At 70.2% G+C, this 21,040-nt stretch carries 20 protein-coding genes and 1 pseudogene; 9 read left to right on the top strand and 12 right to left on the bottom strand.

What is annotated here, in order from left to right:
* Window positions 1-16 precede the first annotated feature (16 nt).
* Complete coding sequence (locus AWU67_RS15870) at window positions 17-1,078, top strand: putative F420-0 ABC transporter permease subunit (protein ID WP_082717212.1); 1,062 nt, start codon at window positions 17-19, stop codon at window positions 1,076-1,078.
* On the top strand, window positions 1,075-1,938 hold the full coding sequence (locus AWU67_RS15865; RefSeq protein ID WP_082717081.1) for a putative F420-0 ABC transporter ATP-binding protein: 864 nt from the start codon (window positions 1,075-1,077) through the stop codon (window positions 1,936-1,938). Before AWU67_RS15870 ends, AWU67_RS15865 begins: the two co-directional genes overlap by 4 nt.
* 143 nt (window positions 1,939-2,081) lie before the next feature.
* Here the strand turns inward: AWU67_RS15865 and fgd are convergent, their stop codons facing one another.
* The 6 genes and pseudogenes from fgd to AWU67_RS15835 all read right to left on the bottom strand — a co-directional run bounded on the left by fgd (window position 2,082) and on the right by AWU67_RS15835 (window position 7,697).
* Window positions 2,082-3,113: a glucose-6-phosphate dehydrogenase (coenzyme-F420) gene (gene fgd / locus AWU67_RS15860; RefSeq protein ID WP_067231311.1), complete on the bottom strand. Its 1,032-nt coding sequence runs from the start codon at window positions 3,111-3,113 to the stop codon at window positions 2,082-2,084.
* On the bottom strand, window positions 3,110-3,877 hold the full coding sequence (cofC, locus tag AWU67_RS15855; RefSeq protein WP_067231308.1) for a 2-phospho-L-lactate guanylyltransferase: 768 nt from the start codon (window positions 3,875-3,877) through the stop codon (window positions 3,110-3,112). The genes fgd and cofC overlap by 4 nt, the downstream gene beginning before the upstream one ends.
* Before the next feature lie 206 nt (window positions 3,878-4,083).
* A pseudogene (gene cofE / locus AWU67_RS15850) lies at window positions 4,084-4,875 on the bottom strand (coenzyme F420-0:L-glutamate ligase); the annotation flags it as partial.
* A complete protein-coding gene (locus tag AWU67_RS15845) occupies window positions 4,872-5,843 on the bottom strand; it encodes a TIGR03557 family F420-dependent LLM class oxidoreductase (protein ID WP_067231306.1) in 972 nt (323 codons plus the stop codon). The gene AWU67_RS15845 and the pseudogene cofE, both read right to left, overlap by 4 nt.
* 184 nt (window positions 5,844-6,027) lie before the next feature.
* Entirely contained in the window at window positions 6,028-6,780 is a 753-nt protein-coding gene (locus AWU67_RS15840; RefSeq protein WP_160329777.1) for a GntR family transcriptional regulator, read from the bottom strand.
* 125 nt (window positions 6,781-6,905) lie between these two features.
* Complete coding sequence (locus AWU67_RS15835) at window positions 6,906-7,697, bottom strand: coenzyme F420-0:L-glutamate ligase (protein WP_067231300.1); 792 nt, start codon at window positions 7,695-7,697, stop codon at window positions 6,906-6,908.
* Between the two features lie 119 nt (window positions 7,698-7,816).
* Here AWU67_RS15835 and AWU67_RS15830 point away from each other — a divergent pair, with 119 nt between their 5' ends.
* Window positions 7,817-8,653, top strand: a complete 837-nt coding sequence (locus AWU67_RS15830) for an exodeoxyribonuclease III (protein ID WP_067231297.1) — start codon at window positions 7,817-7,819, stop codon at window positions 8,651-8,653.
* 1,107 nt (window positions 8,654-9,760) lie between these two features.
* Here the strand turns inward: AWU67_RS15830 and AWU67_RS15825 are convergent.
* On the bottom strand, window positions 9,761-10,954 hold the full coding sequence (locus tag AWU67_RS15825; RefSeq protein ID WP_067231294.1) for an MFS transporter: 1,194 nt from the start codon (window positions 10,952-10,954) through the stop codon (window positions 9,761-9,763).
* A 59-nt stretch (window positions 10,955-11,013) separates the two neighbouring features.
* Here AWU67_RS15825 and AWU67_RS15820 point away from each other — a divergent pair, with 59 nt between their 5' ends.
* Both AWU67_RS15820 and AWU67_RS15815 read left to right on the top strand, forming a co-directional pair.
* Window positions 11,014-11,391: a MerR family transcriptional regulator gene (locus tag AWU67_RS15820; protein WP_067231291.1), complete on the top strand. Its 378-nt coding sequence runs from the start codon at window positions 11,014-11,016 to the stop codon at window positions 11,389-11,391.
* A gap of 263 nt (window positions 11,392-11,654) precedes the next feature.
* Entirely contained in the window at window positions 11,655-12,029 is a 375-nt protein-coding gene (locus tag AWU67_RS15815) for a DUF6264 family protein (RefSeq protein WP_129586750.1), read from the top strand.
* Here the strand turns inward: AWU67_RS15815 and AWU67_RS15810 are convergent.
* Window positions 12,019-12,531 carry an Lrp/AsnC family transcriptional regulator gene (locus tag AWU67_RS15810; protein ID WP_234407289.1) on the bottom strand — a complete coding sequence of 171 codons (513 nt, stop codon included), beginning with the start codon at window positions 12,529-12,531 and terminating at the stop codon, window positions 12,019-12,021. The genes AWU67_RS15815 and AWU67_RS15810 overlap by 11 nt on opposite strands.
* 225 nt (window positions 12,532-12,756) lie before the next feature.
* Here AWU67_RS15810 and hisC point away from each other — a divergent pair, with 225 nt between their 5' ends.
* The 4 genes from hisC (at window position 12,757) to AWU67_RS15790 (ending at window position 16,744) form a co-directional block, all read left to right on the top strand.
* The gene (gene hisC, locus AWU67_RS15805) at window positions 12,757-13,818 is read left to right on the top strand and encodes a histidinol-phosphate transaminase (protein WP_067231284.1); all 1,062 of its coding nucleotides are present in this window, start codon (window positions 12,757-12,759) and stop codon (window positions 13,816-13,818) included.
* 78 nt (window positions 13,819-13,896) lie between these two features.
* Window positions 13,897-14,907 carry an ABC transporter substrate-binding protein gene (locus tag AWU67_RS15800; protein ID WP_067231283.1) on the top strand — a complete coding sequence of 337 codons (1,011 nt, stop codon included), beginning with the start codon at window positions 13,897-13,899 and terminating at the stop codon, window positions 14,905-14,907.
* A 62-nt stretch (window positions 14,908-14,969) separates the two neighbouring features.
* Window positions 14,970-15,926 (top strand): ABC transporter permease, encoded by a 957-nt coding sequence (locus AWU67_RS15795; protein WP_067231279.1) that lies wholly within the window; start codon window positions 14,970-14,972, stop codon window positions 15,924-15,926.
* Between the two features lie 23 nt (window positions 15,927-15,949).
* Complete coding sequence (locus tag AWU67_RS15790) at window positions 15,950-16,744, top strand: ABC transporter ATP-binding protein (protein WP_067231276.1); 795 nt, start codon at window positions 15,950-15,952, stop codon at window positions 16,742-16,744.
* A gap of 917 nt (window positions 16,745-17,661) precedes the next feature.
* Here AWU67_RS15790 and AWU67_RS15785 read toward each other — a convergent pair.
* Genes AWU67_RS15785 through AWU67_RS15770 form a run of 4 tightly spaced genes read right to left on the bottom strand, consistent with a single transcriptional unit; the run spans window position 17,662 to window position 21,011 of the window.
* Window positions 17,662-18,447, bottom strand: coding sequence for an IclR family transcriptional regulator domain-containing protein (locus AWU67_RS15785; RefSeq protein ID WP_067231273.1), 786 nt, complete (start codon window positions 18,445-18,447; stop codon window positions 17,662-17,664).
* A 10-nt stretch (window positions 18,448-18,457) separates the two neighbouring features.
* Window positions 18,458-19,630, bottom strand: coding sequence for a thiolase family protein (locus AWU67_RS15780; RefSeq protein ID WP_067231270.1), 1,173 nt, complete (start codon window positions 19,628-19,630; stop codon window positions 18,458-18,460).
* On the bottom strand, window positions 19,627-20,307 hold the full coding sequence (locus AWU67_RS15775) for a 3-oxoacid CoA-transferase subunit B (protein WP_199922310.1): 681 nt from the start codon (window positions 20,305-20,307) through the stop codon (window positions 19,627-19,629). Before AWU67_RS15775 ends, AWU67_RS15780 begins: the two co-directional genes overlap by 4 nt.
* Complete coding sequence (locus AWU67_RS15770) at window positions 20,304-21,011, bottom strand: 3-oxoacid CoA-transferase subunit A (RefSeq protein ID WP_199922309.1); 708 nt, start codon at window positions 21,009-21,011, stop codon at window positions 20,304-20,306. Before AWU67_RS15770 ends, AWU67_RS15775 begins: the two co-directional genes overlap by 4 nt.
* Between the last annotated feature and the right edge of the window lie 29 nt (window positions 21,012-21,040).

Raw genomic sequence — 21,040 nt, 5'->3', positions numbered from 1 at the left:
TTCCGACCGCTCCGGCGTGCGTTCTGCCGTTCTCGGTTCGGCCGGCCCGGCCAGCCGCGGGAGTCGCGCGGGGAGCGGGCGGGTCGCGGCCTGGACGGCGCTGCTCGCGGTGGCGGTCGTGGGATCCATCATCATCGCCGTCACGATCGGGCCGGCCGGGCTGGCCCCCACCGACGTCTTCGCGAGCATTGGCGCGCATCTCGGCTTCGGCGAGCCGACGCTCTCGACGATCCGCGACGGAATCGTGTGGGAGTTGCGCATGCCGCGCGTGCTCACCGCCGCGGCGGTCGGCGCCGGCCTCGCCCTCTGCGGCGCCGTCATGCAGGCGCTCACCCGCAACCCGCTCGCCGACCCCTACCTGCTCGGGCTCTCGTCTGGCGCCTCGGTCGGCGCCGTCATCGTGATCGTGCTCGGCGCCTCGCTCGTGCTGCCGCTCGCCGCCTTCGCGGGCGCCCTCGCTGCTCTCATCGCCACCCTCGGCCTCGCCAGGGCCGCTGGCGCGCTCACCCCGACCCGCACCGTGCTCGCCGGCCTCGCGGTCTCGAGCGTGTTCGGTGCGATCACGAGCCTCATCATCTTCTGGAGCGCGACGGGCGACAGCTACCGCGAGATCCTCAACTGGCTGCTCGGCTCCCTCGCCGGCACCGACTGGGGCTCCGTGTGGCTCGCGGGCGGCGCGCTGCTGATCGTGGGCGTGCCGCTGCTGGCGAGCGCCCGCACCCTCGACGCCTTCGCGTTCGGCGACACCGCGGCCGCTGCGCTCGGCATCGACGTCGGCCGCAGCCGCGCACTGCTGCTCACCGGCACCGCGCTGCTCACCGGCGCCCTCGTGGCCGTGAGCGGCTCAATCGGGTTCGTCGGGCTGATCCTGCCGCACGCCGTGCGGCTGCTCGTGGGGTCCCGGCACCGCGCACTGCTGCCGCTCTCGGCCCTCGCCGGTGCCCTGTTCCTGATCTGGGCCGACACCGGCGCCCGCACCCTGTTCGACCCGCGCGAACTGCCGGTGGGCATTCTCACCGCGCTCATCGGCGGCCCCGTCTTCGCGGTGCTGCTGCTTCGATCGAGGAGTCTCTCATGACCCGCATCGAGCACGAGGCACGAACGGATGCCGTGACGCGCCCCGAGTCGGCCGGGCTCGGCGCCTCACGCCTCGCCTTCACCCGCGCCGGGCGCCTGGTGGTTGACGGCGTCGACATCACCGCCCCCGCCGGCTCGGTGAGCGCGCTGCTCGGCCCGAACGGCGCCGGCAAGTCGACCCTGTTGCACCTCATCGCCGGCCTCGACCGCGCGGATTCCGGCGCCGTGCACCTGGGCGGTCGCGACATCGGAAAGCTCCGCCGCCGCGACCGTGCCCGCCGCATCGCCCTCGCCGAGCAGGAGGTGCGCGACGCCCCGAACCTGACCGTGCGCGAGGTGGTCGCCCTGGGGCGCACCCCACACCTCGGCATCTGGGGGCTGCCAGAGGCCCGCGACCACGCCGTGGTCGATCGCTGCCTCGCCGACACCGAACTCGTCGCCTTCTCCGACCGCCCGTACGACACCCTCTCTGGCGGTGAGCGGCAACGCGTGAACCTCGCGCGCGCACTCGCCCAGGAGCCCGAGCTGCTGCTGCTCGACGAGCCGACCAACCACCTGGACGTCCGGGCGCAGCTCGGCACCCTCATCCTGCTCCGCGAGGTCGCGGCCCGCGGGGGTGCCGGGGGCGGCCCCGCGCCGACCGTGCTCGCCGCGCTGCACGACCTGAATCTCGCGGCGCTGTTCGCCGATCACGTTGTGGTGTTGGCCGACGGCCGGGTGGTGGCATCCGGCGACCCCGCCGAGGTCTTGACGAGCGAGCTCATCGCGCGCGTCTGGGGCGTCTGGGCGACCGTGCTGGAACACCCGCAGACCGGGAGACCGATCATCGCCTTCACCGGGCTCGCTACGCCGAGCCAGTGAGCCGGTGGCGCGGCCACGCCGTCCGCCCGCGTGCTCCGGCCACGTCATGCGGCCGCGTCATCCGGCCGCGCCCGCGCCGAACGCGCAGTGCTCCCCGATCGTTGGATCGGGGAGCACTGCGCGAGGTCGTGCCGACCAGCGGGCTACTTGGCGGCGCGCGCCCGGAGCCGCGGCGCGATGTCGCGCTCGAACAGCATCAGGAAGCGGCGCTGGTCGTGCCCCGGCGCGTGGAACACGAGGTGGTTGAAGCCCCAGTCGATGTACTGGCCGATGGCCTCGGCGACGACGTCAGGGTCGGTCCCCACGATCCAGCGCTTGGCGATCTGCTCGATCGGCAGCGCGTCGGCGGCCTTCTCCATCTCGACCGGGTCGGTGATGTCGTGCTTCTGCTCCTTCGAGAGCGAGAGCGGCGACCAGAAGCGCGTGTTGTCGAGCGCGGCCTCCTCGGTCTCCTCATACGAGAGCTTGATCTCGATCATGCGGTCGTACTCGTCGAACGTGCGGCCGTCGGTGCGCGCCTCGAGGCCTTCGCGCACGGCGGGCATGAGCTGGTCGACGTAGAGCTCGGCACCCTTGCCCGAGGTGCAGATGAAGCCGTCACCGGCACGGCCGGCGTACTTTGCGACCTGCGGGCCGCCCGCGGCGATGTAGATCGGGATGCCGCCCTCTGGCCGGTCGTAGATCGACGCGTCGTGCGTCGAGTAGTACTCGCCGTCGAAGCTGACGCGGTCACCCTCCCACAGTTCGCGCATCAGGCGCACCGACTCGCGCAGGCGCGCGTACCGTTCGCGGAACTCGGGCCAGACCTGTTCGCCGGCGCCCTGGAAGCCGGTGGCGACCTCGTTGAGAGCCTCGCCCGAACCGATGCCGAGAATGATGCGGCCCGGGTACAGGCAGCCCATCGAGGCGAACGCCTGGGCGATCACGGCCGGGTTGTAGCGGAACGTCGGCGTCATCACCGAGGTGCCGATCTTGATCGTCGAGGTGCGCTCGCCGACCGCGGCCATCCAGGTCAGCGAGAAGGGCGCGTGCCCGCCCGTGTGCCGCCAGGGCTGGAAGTGGTCGCTCACGAAGACGGACTCCATGCCGTGTGCTTCGGCGGCGACGGCGATCTCGACGAGCTCGCGGGGGTCGAACTGTTCTGCGCTGGCCTTGTATCCAAGGGTGAGGGTCATGCTGCTCCCTTTCTGGTGGAGTCGAGTGACGCGGTTGTGTTTTCGGAACGGATTGCCTGCGCGCCGGCTTCCGGGCGGCTGCGGCCCAGGGCGCCGTCGGCGAATTCGGCGACGGCTTCTGCGGTGTGCGTGCCGACGCCGAGCCGCAGGGCGCCGTCGAGCGCCTCGACCGTGTCGACGTCGCGGCGCACGAAGCGGGCGAGCTGCGCGGGCACCTCGTGCGAGAGGTCGCGGAAGCCGAGGGCGCGGTGTCGCGCGGCCGAGTCGGTGCCGAAGGCCGGCTCGAGCCGGGTGTGCGCGCCGGCCGTCGCGAGCGTGGTGCCAGTGCCGTCGGAGTCGGGCATGAAAGCGAGCGGATGCCGCGACGCGGCGTCGAGTGCAGCCCCCAACGCCGCGGCGGTGAGCGCAGGAAGATCGCCGAGCAGCACCGCGATTCCGCGGTGGCTGCGGCCGGAGGCATCGCTGGGCTCGGGTGTGGACGTGCGCCGTGCCTCGGCGATGCCGTGCCGCACCGCGCTGGCGAGGGAACGTGGCTCGGGTTCGGCGACGACCACGACTCCGTCTGGCAGCTCGTCGAGGTGGCCGCTCAGATCCCCCACGACGACGACGCGAGCCACCCGAGGTGCCGCGAGCGCGGCGGTGATGGTGTCGAGTGCGAATGCGCGCGCGAGCGCGGCGCGTGCGGTGGGGTCGACCGCCGGCGAGAGTCGCGTCTTGGCGTCGATGAGCGGCTTCACCGGGATCACGACGTCGTAGGTCAGCATCAGCGTGCCTCGGCGAATCCGTGCAGCGCGTCCGGCGCCTCGAGGCGGGTCGGGCCAGCGGAGCCGGCCGCGGCGGCCGCCCGCCTGGCCGCGCGGGCCTTCCGGGCCATGAGCGCTTCGGCGCGCGCCGCGGCACGCCCCTCCGCATAGCCGGAGGCGTAGCCCTCCGCGTGCCCGGCTGCCCGGCCCTGGCGGAATCCCTGTTGGCGCCCCTCGGTGCGGCCGACGTCGATCGCCTCGTCGGTGCCGAGGCGGAAGAGGTCGCGGTCCGACGCGCGAACGATGCTGCGCGCACCGGGAAGATCGAGGGCGCCCACCAGATGCCCGAGGCCCGAGACGACGGCGACGGGGCATCCGCGGGCCTTGCCCTTCACGAGGTCGCCGGCGCCGGCGAGCTCGTCGGCGAGGCAGGCCATGGTGACGGTGAGTTCTCGGCCCTGGGTGTCGGTGCCGCCGCGCAGGTCGTCGACGACCTGCACGCCCGCCGCTCCGATCGCGACGTCGGTCTGGCCCTCGCGCCACGGGCGGCCGAGCGTGTCGGAGAGCAGCACGCCGAGACGCAGGCCGGTGCGCTCGCGGAGCCCCGCGGCGAGGCGTCGGGCCGAGTCGTCCGGGTCGAGCGGCAGCAGCAGCACGGTGCCGTCAGGGGTGTTGGAGGCGTCGACTCCGGCGGCGGCGGCGACCATGCCCTGCCGGTTCTCGACGATGCGGGTGATGCCGTTGTCGTGGGCACGGGTCGCGACGACCCGCACGGTCTCCGCGGTGATCGCCTGCTCGCGGTCGGCCGCGTGCACGATGCGCCCCTCGGCTTTGGAGACGATCTTGGAGGTCACCACGAGGATGTCGCCGTCGTGCAGCGCGCCCGAGCCTGCTGCGGCCTCGAGGATCACGGCCACGAGGTCGTCGCCGGCGCTGATCTCGCCGATACCGGCCAGGGCCCGCACGGCGATGGTCGCGACATCCGTGTCCGGCACAGGCTGCCTGCTCTGCGCGGTCATCGTTCGAGCCTCGGCAGCACGTCACGCCCGAAGGCCTCGAGCCATTCGCGTTGGTTGCGCCCGACGTTGTGCAGGTAGATGCGGTCGAATCCCAGGTCGATGCAGCGCTGAATGTGCGCGCGGTGCACGTCGAGGTCGCTCGAGACAGTCATGCGGCCCTCGAAATCGGCGGGGCGCACCGTGCGCGCGAGCTGCTCGAACTCGAAGGGCGAGCGGATGTCGCTGCGCCCGAATCGCATGCCGGCGATCGGCCATTCGGTGAGGGCGTTGCGCATCGCCTGCTCGTCGGTGGGCGCCCACGAGAGGTGCAGTTGCAGCACGCGGGTGAGCTTGGAGGGGTCGCGGTGGCCCTCGCGGGCTCCCTCATCGAACTTCGCGAGCAGCACACGCAGTCGCTCGTCGTCAGCCCCGGTCGTGATGATGCCGTCGGCCTGGCGGCCGGCACGCTTCGCGGTCACCGGCCCCTGCGTCGCAATGTAGATCTCGGGGGCGACGGGCGGCATCGTCCAGAGTCGCGTGGTCTCCATCTTGAAGTGGGGGCCGATGTGGCGCACCTCGCGGCCGGCGATCGATGCCGTGAAGAGTTTCTTGATCACGTCGACCGCCTCGAACATGCGGTTGATGCGCTCGTGGGCCTCTGGCCAGTAGGCGCCGACGACGTGCTCGTTGAGCGCCTCGCCGGAGCCGATGCCGAGCCAGTGGCGGCCGGGGTACATCGAGGCGAGGGTGGCGCTGGCCTGGGCGACCATGGCGGGGTGCCAACGGAAGGTGGGGGTGGTCACGCCGGGGCCGATGTCGCCGGCAGTGCGCTCACCGAGCGCGGCGAGCACGCTCCAGACGAACGACGATTCGCCCTGCTGGGGAATCCACGGCTGGAAGTGGTCGGAGGCCATGACGCCGCTGAATCCGCGTTCTTCAGCGAAAGCGGCGAGCGAGACCGCCTCGGCCGGCGGGAACTGCTCGAGCATGGCGGCGTACCCGATGCGAACTGACACGGTTCCATCCTCTCGCCTCAAAGTCGGCCGTGGGCCGGTGAACGTGAATCCTGCCGACGCTCAGTCTGGGAGCTGCGGCGTCGCACGCTCATTCTTTCGGATTCTGGATCCAAAATGCAAGAGCCTCGCCGGGATTGGCTCCCGCGAGCTCCGACGGTCACATGGAGGGGCGCGGCGGAACCACTTCGACGGCCGCTTCGGCCTCGAGAAGTTCGAGCACGGCATCGCGCACCCCGATGAGGTGGTCGCGAAGCACGCCGGTCGCACGGTCGACATCACCAGACGCAACGGCCTCGATCAGCTGCCCGTGCGTGTGGCTGTGCTCTGCATCGCCGACCAGGCGCCACCCGAGCACGTAGCGCCCGACCTTGAGACGCAGCTGCTCGATCATCTCCCACAGCACGGGGCGCTTGTCGGCGTCGTAGAGCTCGCCGTAGAACTCGGTGCGGGCGTCAACGAACTCGGCACCCTCCTGCTTCGTGTCGGCGACCTTGCCGAGCTGACGCAGGCGGGCGACACGCGCGTCGGTGAGCTCGGCCATCGTGAGCCGTAACGCCTCAACCTCGAGAAGCACACGAATGTTGTAGACCTCTTCGGCCTGCGCCACAGAGAGCGACTTCACGACGGCCCCGCGCCGGTCGTGGAACTCGACGAGGCCATCGGCCTCAAGCTGGATGAGCGCCGATCGAACCGGCAGTCGCGAGACGCCGATCAGTTCTGCGAGGGTCTCTTGGCGCAGCTTCTGGCCGGGCAGCAGCGCCCCGCTGAGGATCGCGTCCTTCAAGATGTCGTAGGCCATCACGCTCACGGAGCGGTATCCCGTCGCGTATCGACCCGCGAGTTGCTGCAGTGCAGCCGCCCCGCCGTCGCCGGCCGGGGCCCCCGCTGCCACCTGAGTTGACGCTGGCATTGCATTACGTGCGCTCATGAGACTTGAAGATATCCGAAAAACGCTCAAAGTGCCCGATTTTGGATCCAGAATTCACGAGATGGGGTCGGAATCCACCGAGCCGGCTCGGTGGAGAGCGCCCGCCGCTACAGGTCTCGGTCGCTGATCTCGCGCAGCGGCCCTTCGGCCTGGGCCTCGTCGAAGCCGGCGCGATACCCCTCGTTGTACGACTCGTCGCTGCCGAGATGGAACAGGTCTCGGTCGGCCGGGCGCACGATCGAGCGCGCGCCGGGCAGGTCGAGCGGGCCGACCAGCCGGTCGAGTCCTCGCACGATGGCCACCGGCACGCCCGACGACTTGCCCTTCACGAGCTCGCCGGCCGCAGCGAGCTCGTCGGCCACACACGGCATCGTGACGGCGAGCGGTTTGCCTGCGGCATCCGTCGTGCCGCGCAGGTCGTCGAAGACGTGCACGCCCGCCGCGCCGATCGCGATGTCGGTCTGCCCTTCGCGCCACGGGCGGCCGAGCGTGTCAGAGAGCAGCACGCCCACGCGCGCGCCGGTGCGTGCGCGCAGCTCGGTGGCGAGCGCCCGCGCGGAGGCGTCCGGATCGATCGGCAGCAGCAGCACGGTGCCGTGTGGCGTGTTGGAGGCGTCGACTCCCGCTGCGGCCCCGATGATGCCCTGCCGGTTCTCGACGATTCGAGTGACGCCGCCCGGGTAGGTTCGCGTGGCGACGACGCGCACGGTCTCGTCGGTGATGGCCTGCTCGCGGTCGGCCGCGGCGACGATGCGCCCCTCTGCCTTCGAGACGATCTTCGAGGTGACGACAAGAATGTCGCCGTCCTCGAGTTCCACGGATGCCGCGATCATCGCCGCGAGGTCGTCGCCCTCGCTCACCTCGGGCATGCCCTCGACACCCTCGACACTGAACCGCATCCCGACTCCCAATCGCTCGAACGAACCGTACGAGCAGTCTGCCGCACTCGCCATCAGCCCGCAGCGCGCTCCCAGCATCCGTTCAGCGGCAGGCAGCCCGCGCTCGTAGACTCGATGCCATGCGCATCGCCACCTGGAACGTCAACTCGATCCGCACCCGCGTCGGACGCGTCGTCGACTGGATGGTGCGTGAAGACGTCGACGTGCTCGCCATGCAAGAGATCAAGTGCAAGCCGGAGCAGTTCCCGGTCGAGGCCTTCGAGGAGGCCGGCTATGAGCTGGCGATCCACGGGCTGAGCCAGTGGAACGGCGTCGCCTTCGCCAGCCGCCACCCGCTGGAGGACGTCGCGACCAGCTTCCCCGGCATGCCCGGGTTCCAGAAGGGGCTCGAGGGCCCCGACCAGCCGTTGGAGGCGCGCGCCCTCGGCGTGACCGTCAACGACCAGCGGTTGTGGAGCCTGTACGTGCCGAACGGCCGCGCCCTCGGCGACCCGCACTTCCACTACAAGCTGGACTGGTACGCGGCGCTCACCGAGCACACCCGCGCCGAGCTGGCCGCGAACCCCGAGCTCGCCCTCGCGCTGATGGGCGACTTCAACGTGGCCCCGCTCGAGGCCGACATGGGCGACCCGAGCTTCATCCCCGGCGTCTCGACGCACATCTCCGAGCCGGAGCGGGCTGCGTTCCGCGCGCTCGAGGCGGCCGGCGTGAGCGACGTGGTGCGCCCGCTCGTTCCAGAGGGCTACACGTTCTGGGACTACAAGCAGCTGCGTTTCCCCCGCGACGAGGGCATGCGCATCGACTTCATCCTGGGTTCGCGGGCCTTCGCCGACACGGTGACGAATGCCGGCATCCACCGCGACGAGCGCAAGGGCGACGGGCCCAGCGACCACGTTCCCGTGGTCGTCGACGTGGAACTCGACGGCGACGACGACGATCGGCCGATGTTCTACTAGCCCTCCCGGGCGGGGTTTCGACAAGCTCAACCAGCGCCCCCGCTGGTCGAGTAGGCCCGCCAGGGCCGTATCGAGACCCGGCTTCCGGCCAGACCGTTCCCGGTGCGAGGTCTCGATACGCTCGTTCCTCGCTACTCGACCAGCAGGGTTTCGACAAGCTCAACCAGCGGAGGGCACTCCTCCCCCGCTGGTCAGACCGTACCCGGAGCGAGGTCTCGATACGCTCGTTCCTCGCTACTCGACCAGCAGGGTTTCTACTAGCGCTCACGGGCGGGGTTTCGACAAGCTCAACCAACGCCCCCGCTGGTCGAGTAGGCCCGCCAGGGCCGTATCGAGACCCGGCTTCCGGCCAGACGGTTCCCGGTGCGAGGTCTCGATACGCTCGTTCCTCGCTACTCGACCAGCAGGTGGACGGGCGCTTCCGGGCGGGGTTTCGACAAGCTCAACCAGCGGGAGGGAGCTCAACCAGCGGGCCGGCACTCCTCCCCCGCTGGTCGAGTAGGCCCGCCAGGGCCGTATCGAGACCCGGCTTCCAGCCAGACCGTACCCGGTGCGAGGTCTCGATACGCTCGTTCCTCGCTACTCGACCAACAGGTGGACGGGCGCTCCCGGGCGGGGTTTCGACAAGCTCAACCATCGGGAGGGAGCTCAACCAGCGGGAGGGAGCTCAACCAGCGGGAGGGAGCTCAACCAGCGGGAGGGAGCTCAACCAGCGGGAGGGAGCTCAACCAGCGGGTAGGCACTCCTCCCCCGCTGGTCGAGTAGGCCCGCCAGGGCCGTATCGAGACCCGGCTTCCAGCCAGACCGTTCCCGATGCGAGGTCTCGATACGCTCGTTCCTCGCTACTCGACCAACGGGTGGACGGGCGCTCCCGGGCGGGGTTTCGACAAGCTCAACCAGCGGGAGAGAGCTCAACCAGCGGGCCGGGGCTCCTCCCCCGCTGGTCGAGTAGGCCCGCCAGGGCCGTATCGAGACCCGGCTTCCGGCCAGACGGTTCCCGGTGCGAGGTCTCGATACGCTCGTTCCTCGCTACTCGACCAGCGGGTGGACGGGCGCTCCCGCTCTCCCGCTGATTGAGCCTGTCGAAATCCCCCGCGCGCCCCAGCCCTACCGGGCGAAGGCGGCGCGCGACGTCGCCGCGAGCGCGGCGGCGACAGCGAGCAGCACGATCGTCGCCCAGGGCAGCAGCGGCACGCCCAGCGTGTCGATGACCACTCCGCCGAGCAGCGCCCCGAGGGCGATCGAGCCGTTCCAGGTTGCCACCACCATCGACTGCGCGACGTCGGCCGCCGAGCCGGCGATCCGGGCGGGCGCCGACTGGAAGAGCGTCGGCGCTCCCCCGTAGGCGAAGCCCCACAGCCCGATGGCCAGGTAGACGACCACGGCGTTGGCGCCCCAGAGGCCCAGGGCGAGCATCGCGATGCCCAGTAGCGCCGACGCGACTAGGACCATCGCGCGCAGGTGTCGATCGACCAGGATTCCGGCGGTGAGCACGCCGCCGACGGCGAGCACGCCGAAGGCGAGCAGGGCCACATCGAGGTGGCGGGCAACCCCGGACGCTACGGTGAGTGGCGCGATGTACGTGTAGGCGACATTGTGCGCGAGCACGAAGAATCCGGTCACCGCGAGCACCGTCGCAAGCCCCGGCATCCGCAGCACCGTCAACAGCGACGGCCGGTCTCCGGCCCGTTCTCCGGGGAACGCCGGCAGGGCGAGCGCGGCCCACAACGCGAGCCCCAGGCTCAGCACCGCCATCGCGCCGAACGCCTCCCGCCAGCCGAGTGCTGACCCGAGCGCCGTGGCGATCGGCAACCCGAAGGCGAAGGCGAGCGGCGTGCCGACCATGGCGACCGACAGCGCCTTGCCCGCGCGCTCCGCCTCGACCATGCGCATGGCGTAGCCCGCCGCCATCGCCCAGAGCAGGCCGGCGAGCATGCCGCCGACCACGCGGGCACCGAGGATGAGCGCGTAGCCGGGCGCGAGGGCGGTGACGGCATTCACGACGGCGAAGCCCAGCACCAGGCTCACGAGCAACGCCTTGCGCGGGATCGCCCGGGTGAGTGCGACGAGCGGAATCGCGGTGATGGCGGTGGCAACGGCGTAGACGGCGACGAGGGCGCCGACCTGGGACGCGGAGATGCCGAGGTCGGCGCTCATCTGTGGCAGCAGGCCGGCCGGCAGGATCTCGGTGACGACTCCCGTGAACACGACCGCGGCCAGGGCGAGCAGGCCGCCGAGCGGCAAACGGCCGCGTGCTGCACTCGGTGGAATAGGGGCGGCTGGGGCAATCGTTGATGACATGTAGCAAGTGTGAAACCCTCACATCAGTGAGAAGGTCAAATCGTTTCGGAAGGATGCCCATGCGCATTGGTGAGCTCTCGTCGCGCACGGCGGTTCCTGCCCGGCTGCTGCGTTACTACGAGGAACAGGGGCTCCTCAGCCCCGAGCGCGGGTACAACGGGTATCGCGAGTACCCGGAGGCCGCTGTCGAGCGGGTCGAGCAGATCCGCGGGCTGATCGACTCCGGCATCCCGACTCGGATCATCCGTCAGTTGCTGCCCTGCCTGAGCACGGGTGCCAGCTCGATCTTCATCGAGAAGCTCGATCCGGATGTGGTGGAGTCGCTCGCCGAACAGCAGCAACAGCTCGACCGCCGCATCGGCTGCCTCACGCGCAATCGCGACGCGATCGCGCGGTATCTGGCGGCCGCAGCCGCCCCGCAGGCCTCTGCGCTGTAGCGAGGCCGCCCGGCTGGGTTTCGACAAGCTCAACCAGCGGGAGGGAGGCTCAACCAGCGGGAGGGAGCTCAGCCAGCGAGAGGGGGGCTCAACCAGCGAGAGGGGGCTCAACCAGCGGGAGGGGGGCTCAACCAGCGGGAGGGGGCTCAACCAGCGGGAGGGGGCTCCGCCAGCGAGAGGGGCTCGACCGGCGGGCGGAGCGGATGCCGCAGCCCCACCGCGCCCTCAGGGGGCGTGGAGGCGGCGCCGGTACATTAGGCACAATGAGCCAATCTCGTCGCGCCCGTCCCCGTGCCCGCGCACGCCTCCGCGTTTGGGACGTCGCCCTCTCCTCCGTGTTCGTCCTCGTACTGCTCGTGGCAACCGGCGTCTCGGCATTGGTCAGCCTGAACCTCCCGATGGCCGCGAGCGGCTGCGGCGAAGGGTGCAGCCCCGCGCAGATGCAGACGGGCTACCTCATCGCCCTGGTGCTGCCCCCCATCCTCGCCATCGTGGCAATCGTCATCACGATCGCCCGCCTGCGCCTGCGCCGGATCGCCTACTGGGTTCCGCTGGTCGGAACCGTCGCAGTGGGGCTCGGCCTGCTGCTGGGCAGCTGGATCGCACTGAGCGCACTCCCCCGCTTCCTCACGTTCTAGGGCTGCGCGACGCGGGCCGGGTGTCCTGCGCCGCCCCGACAGCCTCGTCGCCGTGGCGCGGCACGGTGCGGCGCCGGTCGGCCGTCGCCTGGTCTGCGACGGCGGCCGCGAGCAGCGGCATCACCTTGTTCTCGAAGTGCGTCTCCAGCACGATCGAGCTGCGCGTGCGCGTGACCGCCCGCGACTGCATGATGTCGTCGAAGACGCGCTGCAGGTCGGAGTTGGAGCGCGCCACCATGCGGATGACCACGTCGCTGTCGCCAGACGTCGTGTACATGTCGATGACCTCGGGGATCTGGCGCAACAGCTCCAGGGCCACGGAGTAGCCGACGGCCTGGTCGAGCTCCACATGGGTGATCGCCGTCACCGGGTAGCCGAACGAAGCTGGGTTCAGCCGGGGCTCGATCCGCTCGATCACCCCCTGCTCGTGCATGCGGGTGAGCCGCGCCTGCACGGTCGGGCGCGCGACGCCGAGCCGGCGCGACGCTTCGATCACGCTCACCCCGGCTCCTCGGCGAAGAGCTTGACGATCTCATAGTCCAGCGCGTCTACGTTCACGAACTACCTGCCAACTTGTCACACATCTACGGGCAACTATGTCGCAGATCCTACAGCCTGTTTGGTACCTCCCATCCAACTTGCATAGTCATATTTTGCTCACTACGCTCACCATTCATGTCGCCGATGACATTGAAGTCGCGGCGCAGCACCCAGAAGGTCGTGAGTCATGGTTCTGCAGCGTGAAGTCATCGCACAACTGCCCGCCTATAAGCAGGGCGCTGCGCCCTCCAGCGCGGATGTGTTCAAGCTGTCGTCGAACGAGAACCCGTTCCCGCCGCTGCCCTCCGTCGTGGCATCCGTTGCCGAGGCCCTCGGCACGATCCACCTCTACCCGGCGATGTCCGCGCCCACCATCAGTCAGCGCGTCGCCGAGAAGTTCGGCGTCGACGTCGACAACGTGGCGTTCGGTGCCGGCTCCGTCGAGGTCGCCGCGCAGCTGATCCAGGCCAGCGCGGGAGCCGGGGACGAGGTCATCTTCGCCTGGCGCTCCTTCGAGGCCTACCCGATTCTGGTGACGGTGGCCGGCGCGACTCCGGTCGGTGTTCCCCTGACGGCCGACGACGCGCACGACCTCGACGCCATGGCGGATGCCATCACGGAGCGCACCCGGCTGATCTTCGTCTGCAACCCGAACAACCCGACCGGCACCGGCGTCAGCAAGGCAGAGCTGGAGGGCTTCCTCGCGAAGGTGCCCACCGAGGTACTCGTCGTCATCGACGAGGCCTACGTGCACTTCAACCGCGATCCGCACACCGCGGAGGGCATCGATTTCTTCCGCCGCTACCCCAACGTCGCCGTGCTGCACACCTTCTCGAAGGCGTACGGGCTGGCCGGGCTGCGCCTCGGCTACGCCATCGCCCAGCCGAGCGTCGCCGCCAACCTGCGCCGCGTTGCCGTGCCGTTCGCCGTCACCGACCTCGCCCAGCGCGCGGCCGTCGCGTCCCTCGACGCCGAGGCCGAGCTGGGAGAGCGCATCGACCAGATCGTGGCCGAGCGCGCCCGTGTCTCCGCCGAGCTCGCGGCGGGCGGCTGGAAGCACGCCGACTCGCTCGCCAACTTCGTCTGGCTGCGCACCGGCGCCCAGACCGACGAGGTCAACGCGGCGCTCACCGCGCACGGCGTGCTCGCCCGCGCCTGGTCGAACGAGGGCATCCGCGTGAGCATCGGCAGCAGCGAGGCCAACAGCCGCTTCCTCGCGGCCATGGCGACGCTGCAGCCGACCCCGTAGGCCGATCCACCCAGACAGCTCCACCCCCACAGCTCCACCCGCACAGCAATGCACCACCCGTTCAAAGGAGAACCACCCATGAAGCGTTCACGCGCCCTGCTCAGCCTGGCCATCGTCGCCACGGCGGCAACCGCACTCGCCGGCTGCGCCCCCGCGGCCAGCACCCCCGACGCCGGCGGCAGCGACTCCGGCACCCAGCCGATCCGCATCGGCATCAGCCAGATCGTGCAGCACGAGGCACTCGACGCCGCCCGCGAGGGCTTCAAGAAGGCGTTCACCGACGCCGGCTACGTCGACGGCACCGACGTCATCTACGACGAGCAGAACGCTCAGGGCGAGCAGGCCACCGCTACGACCATCGCCGGCAAGTTCGCCACCGACAAGGTCGACCTCGTGCTCGCCATCGCCACGCCCACCGCCCAGGCCGCGGCCCAGGCCATCACCGACATCCCGATCCTGTTCACCGCCGTCACCGAGCCGGCCGAGGCCGGCCTCGTCGCCAGCTGGGAGGCCCCGGGCAGCAACGTCACCGGCACCAGCGACCTGAACCCGGTCGCCGAGCAGATCGCCCTGATCACCGAGGTCATGCCCGACGCCAAGACCGTCGGCATCATCTACAGCTCGGGCGAGGTCAACTCCTCCGTGCAGGTCGACATGGCCAAGGAGGCCGCCAAGAAGCTCGGCCTGGAGATCAAGGAAGCGACCGTCACCAACTCCAGCGAGGTCGCCCAGGCCGCCGAGTCGCTCAAGGGCGTCGACGCGATCTACATCCCCACCGACAACCGCGTGACCGAGGGCCTCGAGGCCGTCATCCAGTTCTCTGAGACGAACAAGGTGCCGCTGTTCGGCGCCGAGGGCGGCCAGGTCACCCGTGGCGCGATCGCCACCTTCGGCATCAACTACACCGACCTGGGCTACCAGACCGGCCAGATGGCGATCCGCATCCTCGAAGACGGCGCCGACCCGGCCTCCATGCCCGTTGAGACCCTCGACACCCTCGAGGTCATCATCAACCCGGCCGCCGCCGAGCGCATGGGCGTCACCCTGCCCGCGTCGCTCGTCGACCGCGCAGACCAGGTCATCGAGTAGAGCTCATCGAGTAACACGGCTACCCGCCACCAACGAGTCACACCCTCACGAAGGATATTGAGATGAATGCGGCGATCGAACTCGGTCTGCTCTACGGCGTCATGGCGCTTGGGGTGTACCTCACTTTTCGAGTACTGAACTTCCCCGACCTCACGGTCGACGGCAGTTTCACGACCGGTGCTGCGGTCGCCGCATCACTCATCCTTCAGGGCGTGCCGGCCCCGATCGCCACCCTCGCGGGGGCGGCGTCGGGGCTGGTCGCCGGCACAGTCACCGGCCTGCTCTACACCAAGGGCAAGATCGACGGCCTGCTCGCCGGCATCCTGACCATGATCGCCCTCTGGTCGATCAACCTACGCATCATGGGCAAGTCCAACCTGCCCCTGCTGCGCGAAGAGACCGTCATGACGCCGCTGCGAGAGAACGGCCTGATCGGCGGCCCCGGCGCGATCCTCGTCTTCGCGATCCTCGTGCTGCTCATCAAGTTCGCCATCGACTGGTTCCTCAGCACCGACCGCGGCCTGGCCATCCAAGCCACCGGTGACAACGACCAGATGATCCGCAGCTTCGGCGTCAACACCGACGGCACCACCATCCTCACCCTCGCGCTCTCCAACGGGCTCGTCGCCCTCTGCGGCGCCCTTGTCGCCCAGTACCAGGGCTTCGCCGACATCAGCATGGGCATCGGCCTGATCCTGGTCGGGCTGGCATCCGTCATCATCGGCCAAGCGATCCTGCCCGGCCGCAGCATCATGGTGAGCACCCTCGCGGTGATCATCGGAGCCATCGTCTACCGCCTGGTCATCTTCTTCGCGCTGGCGGTCGGCCTGAACCCGAACGACATGAAGCTGGTCACCGCCGGGCTCGTCGTCGCCGCGCTGCTGCTGCCTCGCTGGGGCTTCCTGAAGAAGCTGCCCCGCCTGCGGATCGGCGGCGGCCGCACGGGCTTCGAGGGGCCGGATGCCGCGGCACCCGCACCATCAGAGCCCGAGCTCGTCTCGACCGCCTCCGCCAAGTAGCCCCGAGTTCCAGAGGAATCGACATGCTGAAGATCGACAACATCTCCAAGACCTTCTTTCCGGGCACGGTCAACGAGCGCAAGGCGCTCAGCAACCTCTCGCTCGAGCTGCACGCCGGCGACTTCGTCACGGTGATCGGCAGCAACGGCGCGGGCAAGTCCACCCTGCTCAACACCATCTCGGGCAAGCTCGGCGTCGACACAGGCACCATCTCGATCGACGGCCGCAACGTCAGCAAGCTCAAGGATTATGCCCGCGCCGCCTACATCGGCCGCGTGTTCCAGGACCCGATGGCCGGCACCGCGCCGACGCTCAGCATCGAGCAGAATCTGGCGCTTGCGCTGCGCCGTGGCAAGTCGCGCGGCCTCGGCCGGGGCGTCACGCGTGCACGCCGCGAGCAGTTCGCCGAGGAGCTGCTGGCGTTGGAGCTCGGCCTCGAGAAGCGACTCAAGGCGAAGGTCGGCCTGCTCTCCGGCGGCCAGCGCCAGGCGCTGTCGCTGCTGATGGCGAGCTTCACCCAGCCGCGGATCCTGCTGCTCGACGAGCACACGGCCGCCCTCGACCCGCAGCGGGCGGAGCTGGTCACGACGCTGACGCAGAACGTCGTCGAGAAGGACAAGCTCACGACGCTGATGGTGACGCACAACATGGAGCAGGCGCTGCGCCTCGGCAACCGGCTCATCATGATGCACGAGGGCCGCATCATCTTCGAGGCCGCCGAGGCTCAGAAGGCCTCGATGACCGTCCCCGACCTGCTGGCCGAATTCGCCAAGATCAAGGGCGCGACACTCGACGACCGGGCGCTGCTCGCCAGCTAGCTACCCCGCAACCGCTGGTCGAGTAGCGAGGAGCGAGCGCATCGAGACCCCGGCGCAGTTGGCTTCGGTCGCAAGCTCCCTCGAGCCAACGGGACAGGTTTCGACAAGCTCAACCAGCGGAAGGGCGCACCCCTGCCCGCTGGTCGAGTAGCGAGGAACGAGCGTATCGAGACCCCGGCGCCGTTGGCTTCGGTCGCAAGCTCCCTCAAGCCAACGGGGGTTTCGACAAGCTCAACCAGCGGAAGCGCGCACCCCTCCCCGTCGGTCGAGTAGCGAGGAACGAGCGTATCGAGACCTTGGCGCCGCTGGCTTCGGTCGCACGCTCCCTCGAGCCAACGGAGGTTTCGACAAGCTCAACCAGCGGGTGGGGCGCACCCCTCCCCGTCGGTCGAGTAGCGAGGAACGAGAGTATCGAGGCCCAGAACCGGGCTCGGTTTCACGCTGACGGCAGGGTCTCGATACGGCCCTAGCGGGCCTACTCGACCAGCGGGAACGAGGCGCCACGCGAAGCTGCGCAAACGCCCACTCCCCCGACACCGTTGGTCGAGTAGCGAGGAACGAGCGTATCGAGACCCCGGCGCAGTTGGCTTCGGTCGCTAGCGCTCCCTCGAGCCAACGGGACAGGTTTCGACAAACTCGACCAGCGGGAAAGAGGCGCCACGCAAAGCTGCGCGAACGCCCACTCCCCCTGCCCGTTGGTCGAGTAGCGAGGAACGAGCGTATCGAGACCCCGCACCACGCTTAGTGTCACGCCCGAAACCCGGTCTCGATACGGCCCTAGCGGGCCTACTCGACCAGCGGGAAAAAGGCGCCACGCGGGTGGATGCGGGTGCGGGCGGATGCGGCCGCGGGCGGATGCGGGTGCGGGTGAGTGCGGCCTCGGGTGCGTGCGGACGCGGGCGGGTGCGGGGCGGCGGCTAGTGGGAGCGGAACGCGGCGTGGCCGGCGGCGGCGCTGGCCCTGCCCGCCACCTCGAGCAGGGCGTCCTTGTAGCGGCCGGTCAGCTGCTCCAGCGACACCGTGGTCACGCTCGTCGAGACGTTGATCGCGGCGAGCACCCGGCCGTCGGCGGCGCGGACGGGCGCCGCGATCGAGCGCAGCCCGGCCTCCAGCTCCTGGTCGACGAGGCACCAGCCCTGGGCGCGCACCTCGGCGATCGCGGCCCGGAGTGCACCGGCGCCCACCCGCTCAGCATCGGGCGCGTCGGCATCCGTCAACGCAGCCAGCAGCCCGTCGAGCTCGGCCTCGGGCAGCCCGGCCAGCAGCACACGCCCCATCGACGTGCGGGCGGCGGGGAACCGAGTGCCGATCGTGATGCCGACCCTCATGATGCGTTTGGCCTGCACCCGGGCGACGTAGACGATGTCTGCCCCGTCCAGGATGGCGGCGGATGTCGACTCGCCGAGCTCGTGCGAGAGCTCAGCGAGGAAGGGCTGCAGCAGCTCGGGCAGGCCGAGGGCCGAGAGGTAGCTGTAGCCGAGCTCCAGCACCTTCGGGGTGAGCGAGAAGACCCGCCCGTCCGCACGCACGTAGCCGAGCTCGGCCAGGGTCAGCAGGAACCGCCGGGCGGTCGCCCGGGTCAGCTCGGTGCGCGCGGCGACGTCGCTGAGGGTGAGCTCCGGGTTCTCGGCATCGAAGGCGCCGATGACGGCCAGGCCGCGCGCCAGTGATTGCACGTAGTCGCTGCTCGGCTTGGTCTCCATGTGCTTCAGGTTAGCGTTCGAGCACGACGGCCAGACCCTGCCCGACGCCGATGCAGATGGCGGCCACGCCGACACCGCCGCCGCGGCGGGCCAGTTCGTGGGCGAGGTGGCCGATGATGCGGCCGCCGGAGGCGCCGAGCGGGTGCCCGATGGCGATCGCGCCGCCGTGGATGTTGGCCTTCGCCGGGTCGAAGTCCGGCCAGAGCCGCAGGCAGGCCAGGGCCTGCGAGGCGAAGGCCTCGTTGATCTCGAGCACGTCGACATCCGCCCAGCTCTTGCCCGCGCGGGCGAGCGCGCGGTTGGCGGCCTCGACGGGTGCGATGCCGAACTCGTCCGGGTTGTTGCCGGCGACGCCGCGGCCGATGATGCGGGCGAGCGGGTCGATGCCAAGCGCCGTCTGCTCGCCGCCGACGAAGAGCATCGATGCCCCGTCGTTCAGCGGGGAGGAGTTGCCGGCGGTGACCGACCCCTCCGACCGGAAGGCGGGCTTCAGGCCGCCGAGGGCCTCGAGCGTGGAGTCGGCGCGGACGCCCTCGTCTCGGCTGACGCTGGTGCCGGGCACTGCAGCGACCTCGGCGTCATAGATGCCGGCGTCCCAGGCTTCGGCGGCCAGCCGGTGGCTGCGCAGCGCGAATGCGTCCTGCTCCTCGCGCGAGATGTCGAAGCGGTCCGCGAGCATCTCGGCGGTCTCGCCGAGGCCGACCGTCCACTGCTTCGGCATCCGCGGGTTGACCAGGCGCCAGCCGAGCGTCGTGGAGTGCAGCGTCTCGTTGCCGGCCGGGAAGGTGCGGCCGGGCTTCGGCAGCACCCAGGGCGCCCGGCTCATCGACTCGACGCCGCCGGCGACGATCAGCGAGGCGTCGCCGCTCTCGACCGCGCGGCTGGCTTGGATGACGCTCTCCATGCCGGAGCCGCAGAGTCGGTTCACGGTGGCCCCGGTGACGCTGGTCGGCAGGCCGGCGAGCAGCGCCGTCATCCGCGCCACATTGCGGTTGTCCTCGCCGGCCTGGTTGGCGGCGCCGAGCAGGATCTCGTCGATCAGGGCCGGGTCGAGGCCGGGGTGTCGGGCGAGCAGGCTGTTGAGCGTGCCGGCGGCGAGGTCGTCGGGGCGCACCTCGGCCAGCCCCTTGCCGTAGCGGCCGAACGGGCTGCGCACGGCGTCGTAGATGAAGCTGGCGGTCATGCTGATACCTCCGTCATGGTGGGCTCGGCGAGCTTCAGCCCGGTCAGTGCCTGCAGGCTTTCGCGGGTGTTGTCGCCGAAGAGTTCGCGGATGACGAAGCCGGCCGACCCCACGTCGAAGACGGCGTGGTCGGTGTACACCCGGGTGACGCAGCGCACCCCGGTGAGCGGGTAGCTGCAGGCGGCGACGAGCTTGGAGGCGCCGGTCTTGTCGAGCAGGTCGGTCATCACGTAGACCTGCTTGGCGCCGACGGCCAGATCCATGGCGCCGCCGACGGCGGGGATGGCGCCGGGGGCGCCGGTGCTCCAGTTCGCCAGGTCGCCCCGCTCGGACACCTGGAAGGCTCCGAGCACGCAGACGTCGACGTGCCCGCCGCGCATCATGGCGAAGGAGTCGGCGTGGTGGAAGTACGAGGCGCCGGGCAGCTCGGTCACAGGCAGCTTGCCGGCGTTGATCAGGTCGGGGTCGACGTCGCCGGGGGCCGGCTCCTCGCCCATGCCGAGCATGCCGTTCTCGGTGTGCAGGATGATCTCCTGGTCGCGCGGCAGGTAGTTGGAGACCAGGGTGGGAGCTCCGATGCCGAGGTTCACGTAGGAGCCCTCTGGGATGTCGCGGGCGATGCGAGCGGCGAGCTCGTCGCGGCTGAGCCGGCTGGTGATGCTGGGGCTGGTGGTCATGCTGCGCTCCCGTGGAATTGGCCGTCTCGCAGCCAGGGCCTGCCCGGCACCTGCACGACCCGGTCGACGTAGATGCCGGGGGTGACGACGGCCTCGGGGTCGAGGCCGCCCAGTTCGACGATCTCGTCGACCTGCACGATCGTGGTCGCGGCCGCCGTGGCCATCACCGGCCCGAAGTTGCGGGCGGTCTTGCGGTAGACGAGGTTGCCCCACCGGTCGGCCCGGTAGGCGCTGATCAGGGCGAACTGGGCCCGGATCGGGTACTCGAGCACGTAGTCGACGCCGTCGATGGTGCGCGACTCCTTGCCCTCGGCGAGCACCGTGCCGACCCCGGTCGGGGTGAAGAAGGCGCCGATGCCGGCACCGGCCGCACGGATCCGCTCGGCCAGGTTGCCCTGCGGCACCAGCTCCAACTCGACCTCGCCGGCCCGGTAGAGCCGGTCGAAGACGTGCGAGTCGGACTGCCGCGGGAACGAGCACACCATCTTGCGCACCCGGCCCTCCGCCAGCAGGGCCGCGAGGCCGAGGTCGCCGTTGCCGGCGTTGTTGCTGACGATGGTGAGGTCGCGCGCGCCCTGGGCGAGCAGCGCGTCGATCAGCTCCACCGGTTGGCCGGCCCGGCCGAAGCCGCCGACCAGAATCGTGTCGCCGTCCGCGATGCCGGCCACGGCATCCGTGACGGCGGGGACCACCTTCGAGATCATGCCGAACCCACCAACCGCGTTGTCAGAAT

Origin of the sequence: Microterricola viridarii, assembly GCF_001542775.1 — a bacterium.
Taxonomy (GTDB): Bacteria; Actinomycetota; Actinomycetes; order Actinomycetales; family Microbacteriaceae; genus Microterricola; species Microterricola viridarii_A.
Note: the sequence above shows the minus strand (reverse complement) of the source record. Positions and strands in the feature narration are given on the sequence as shown.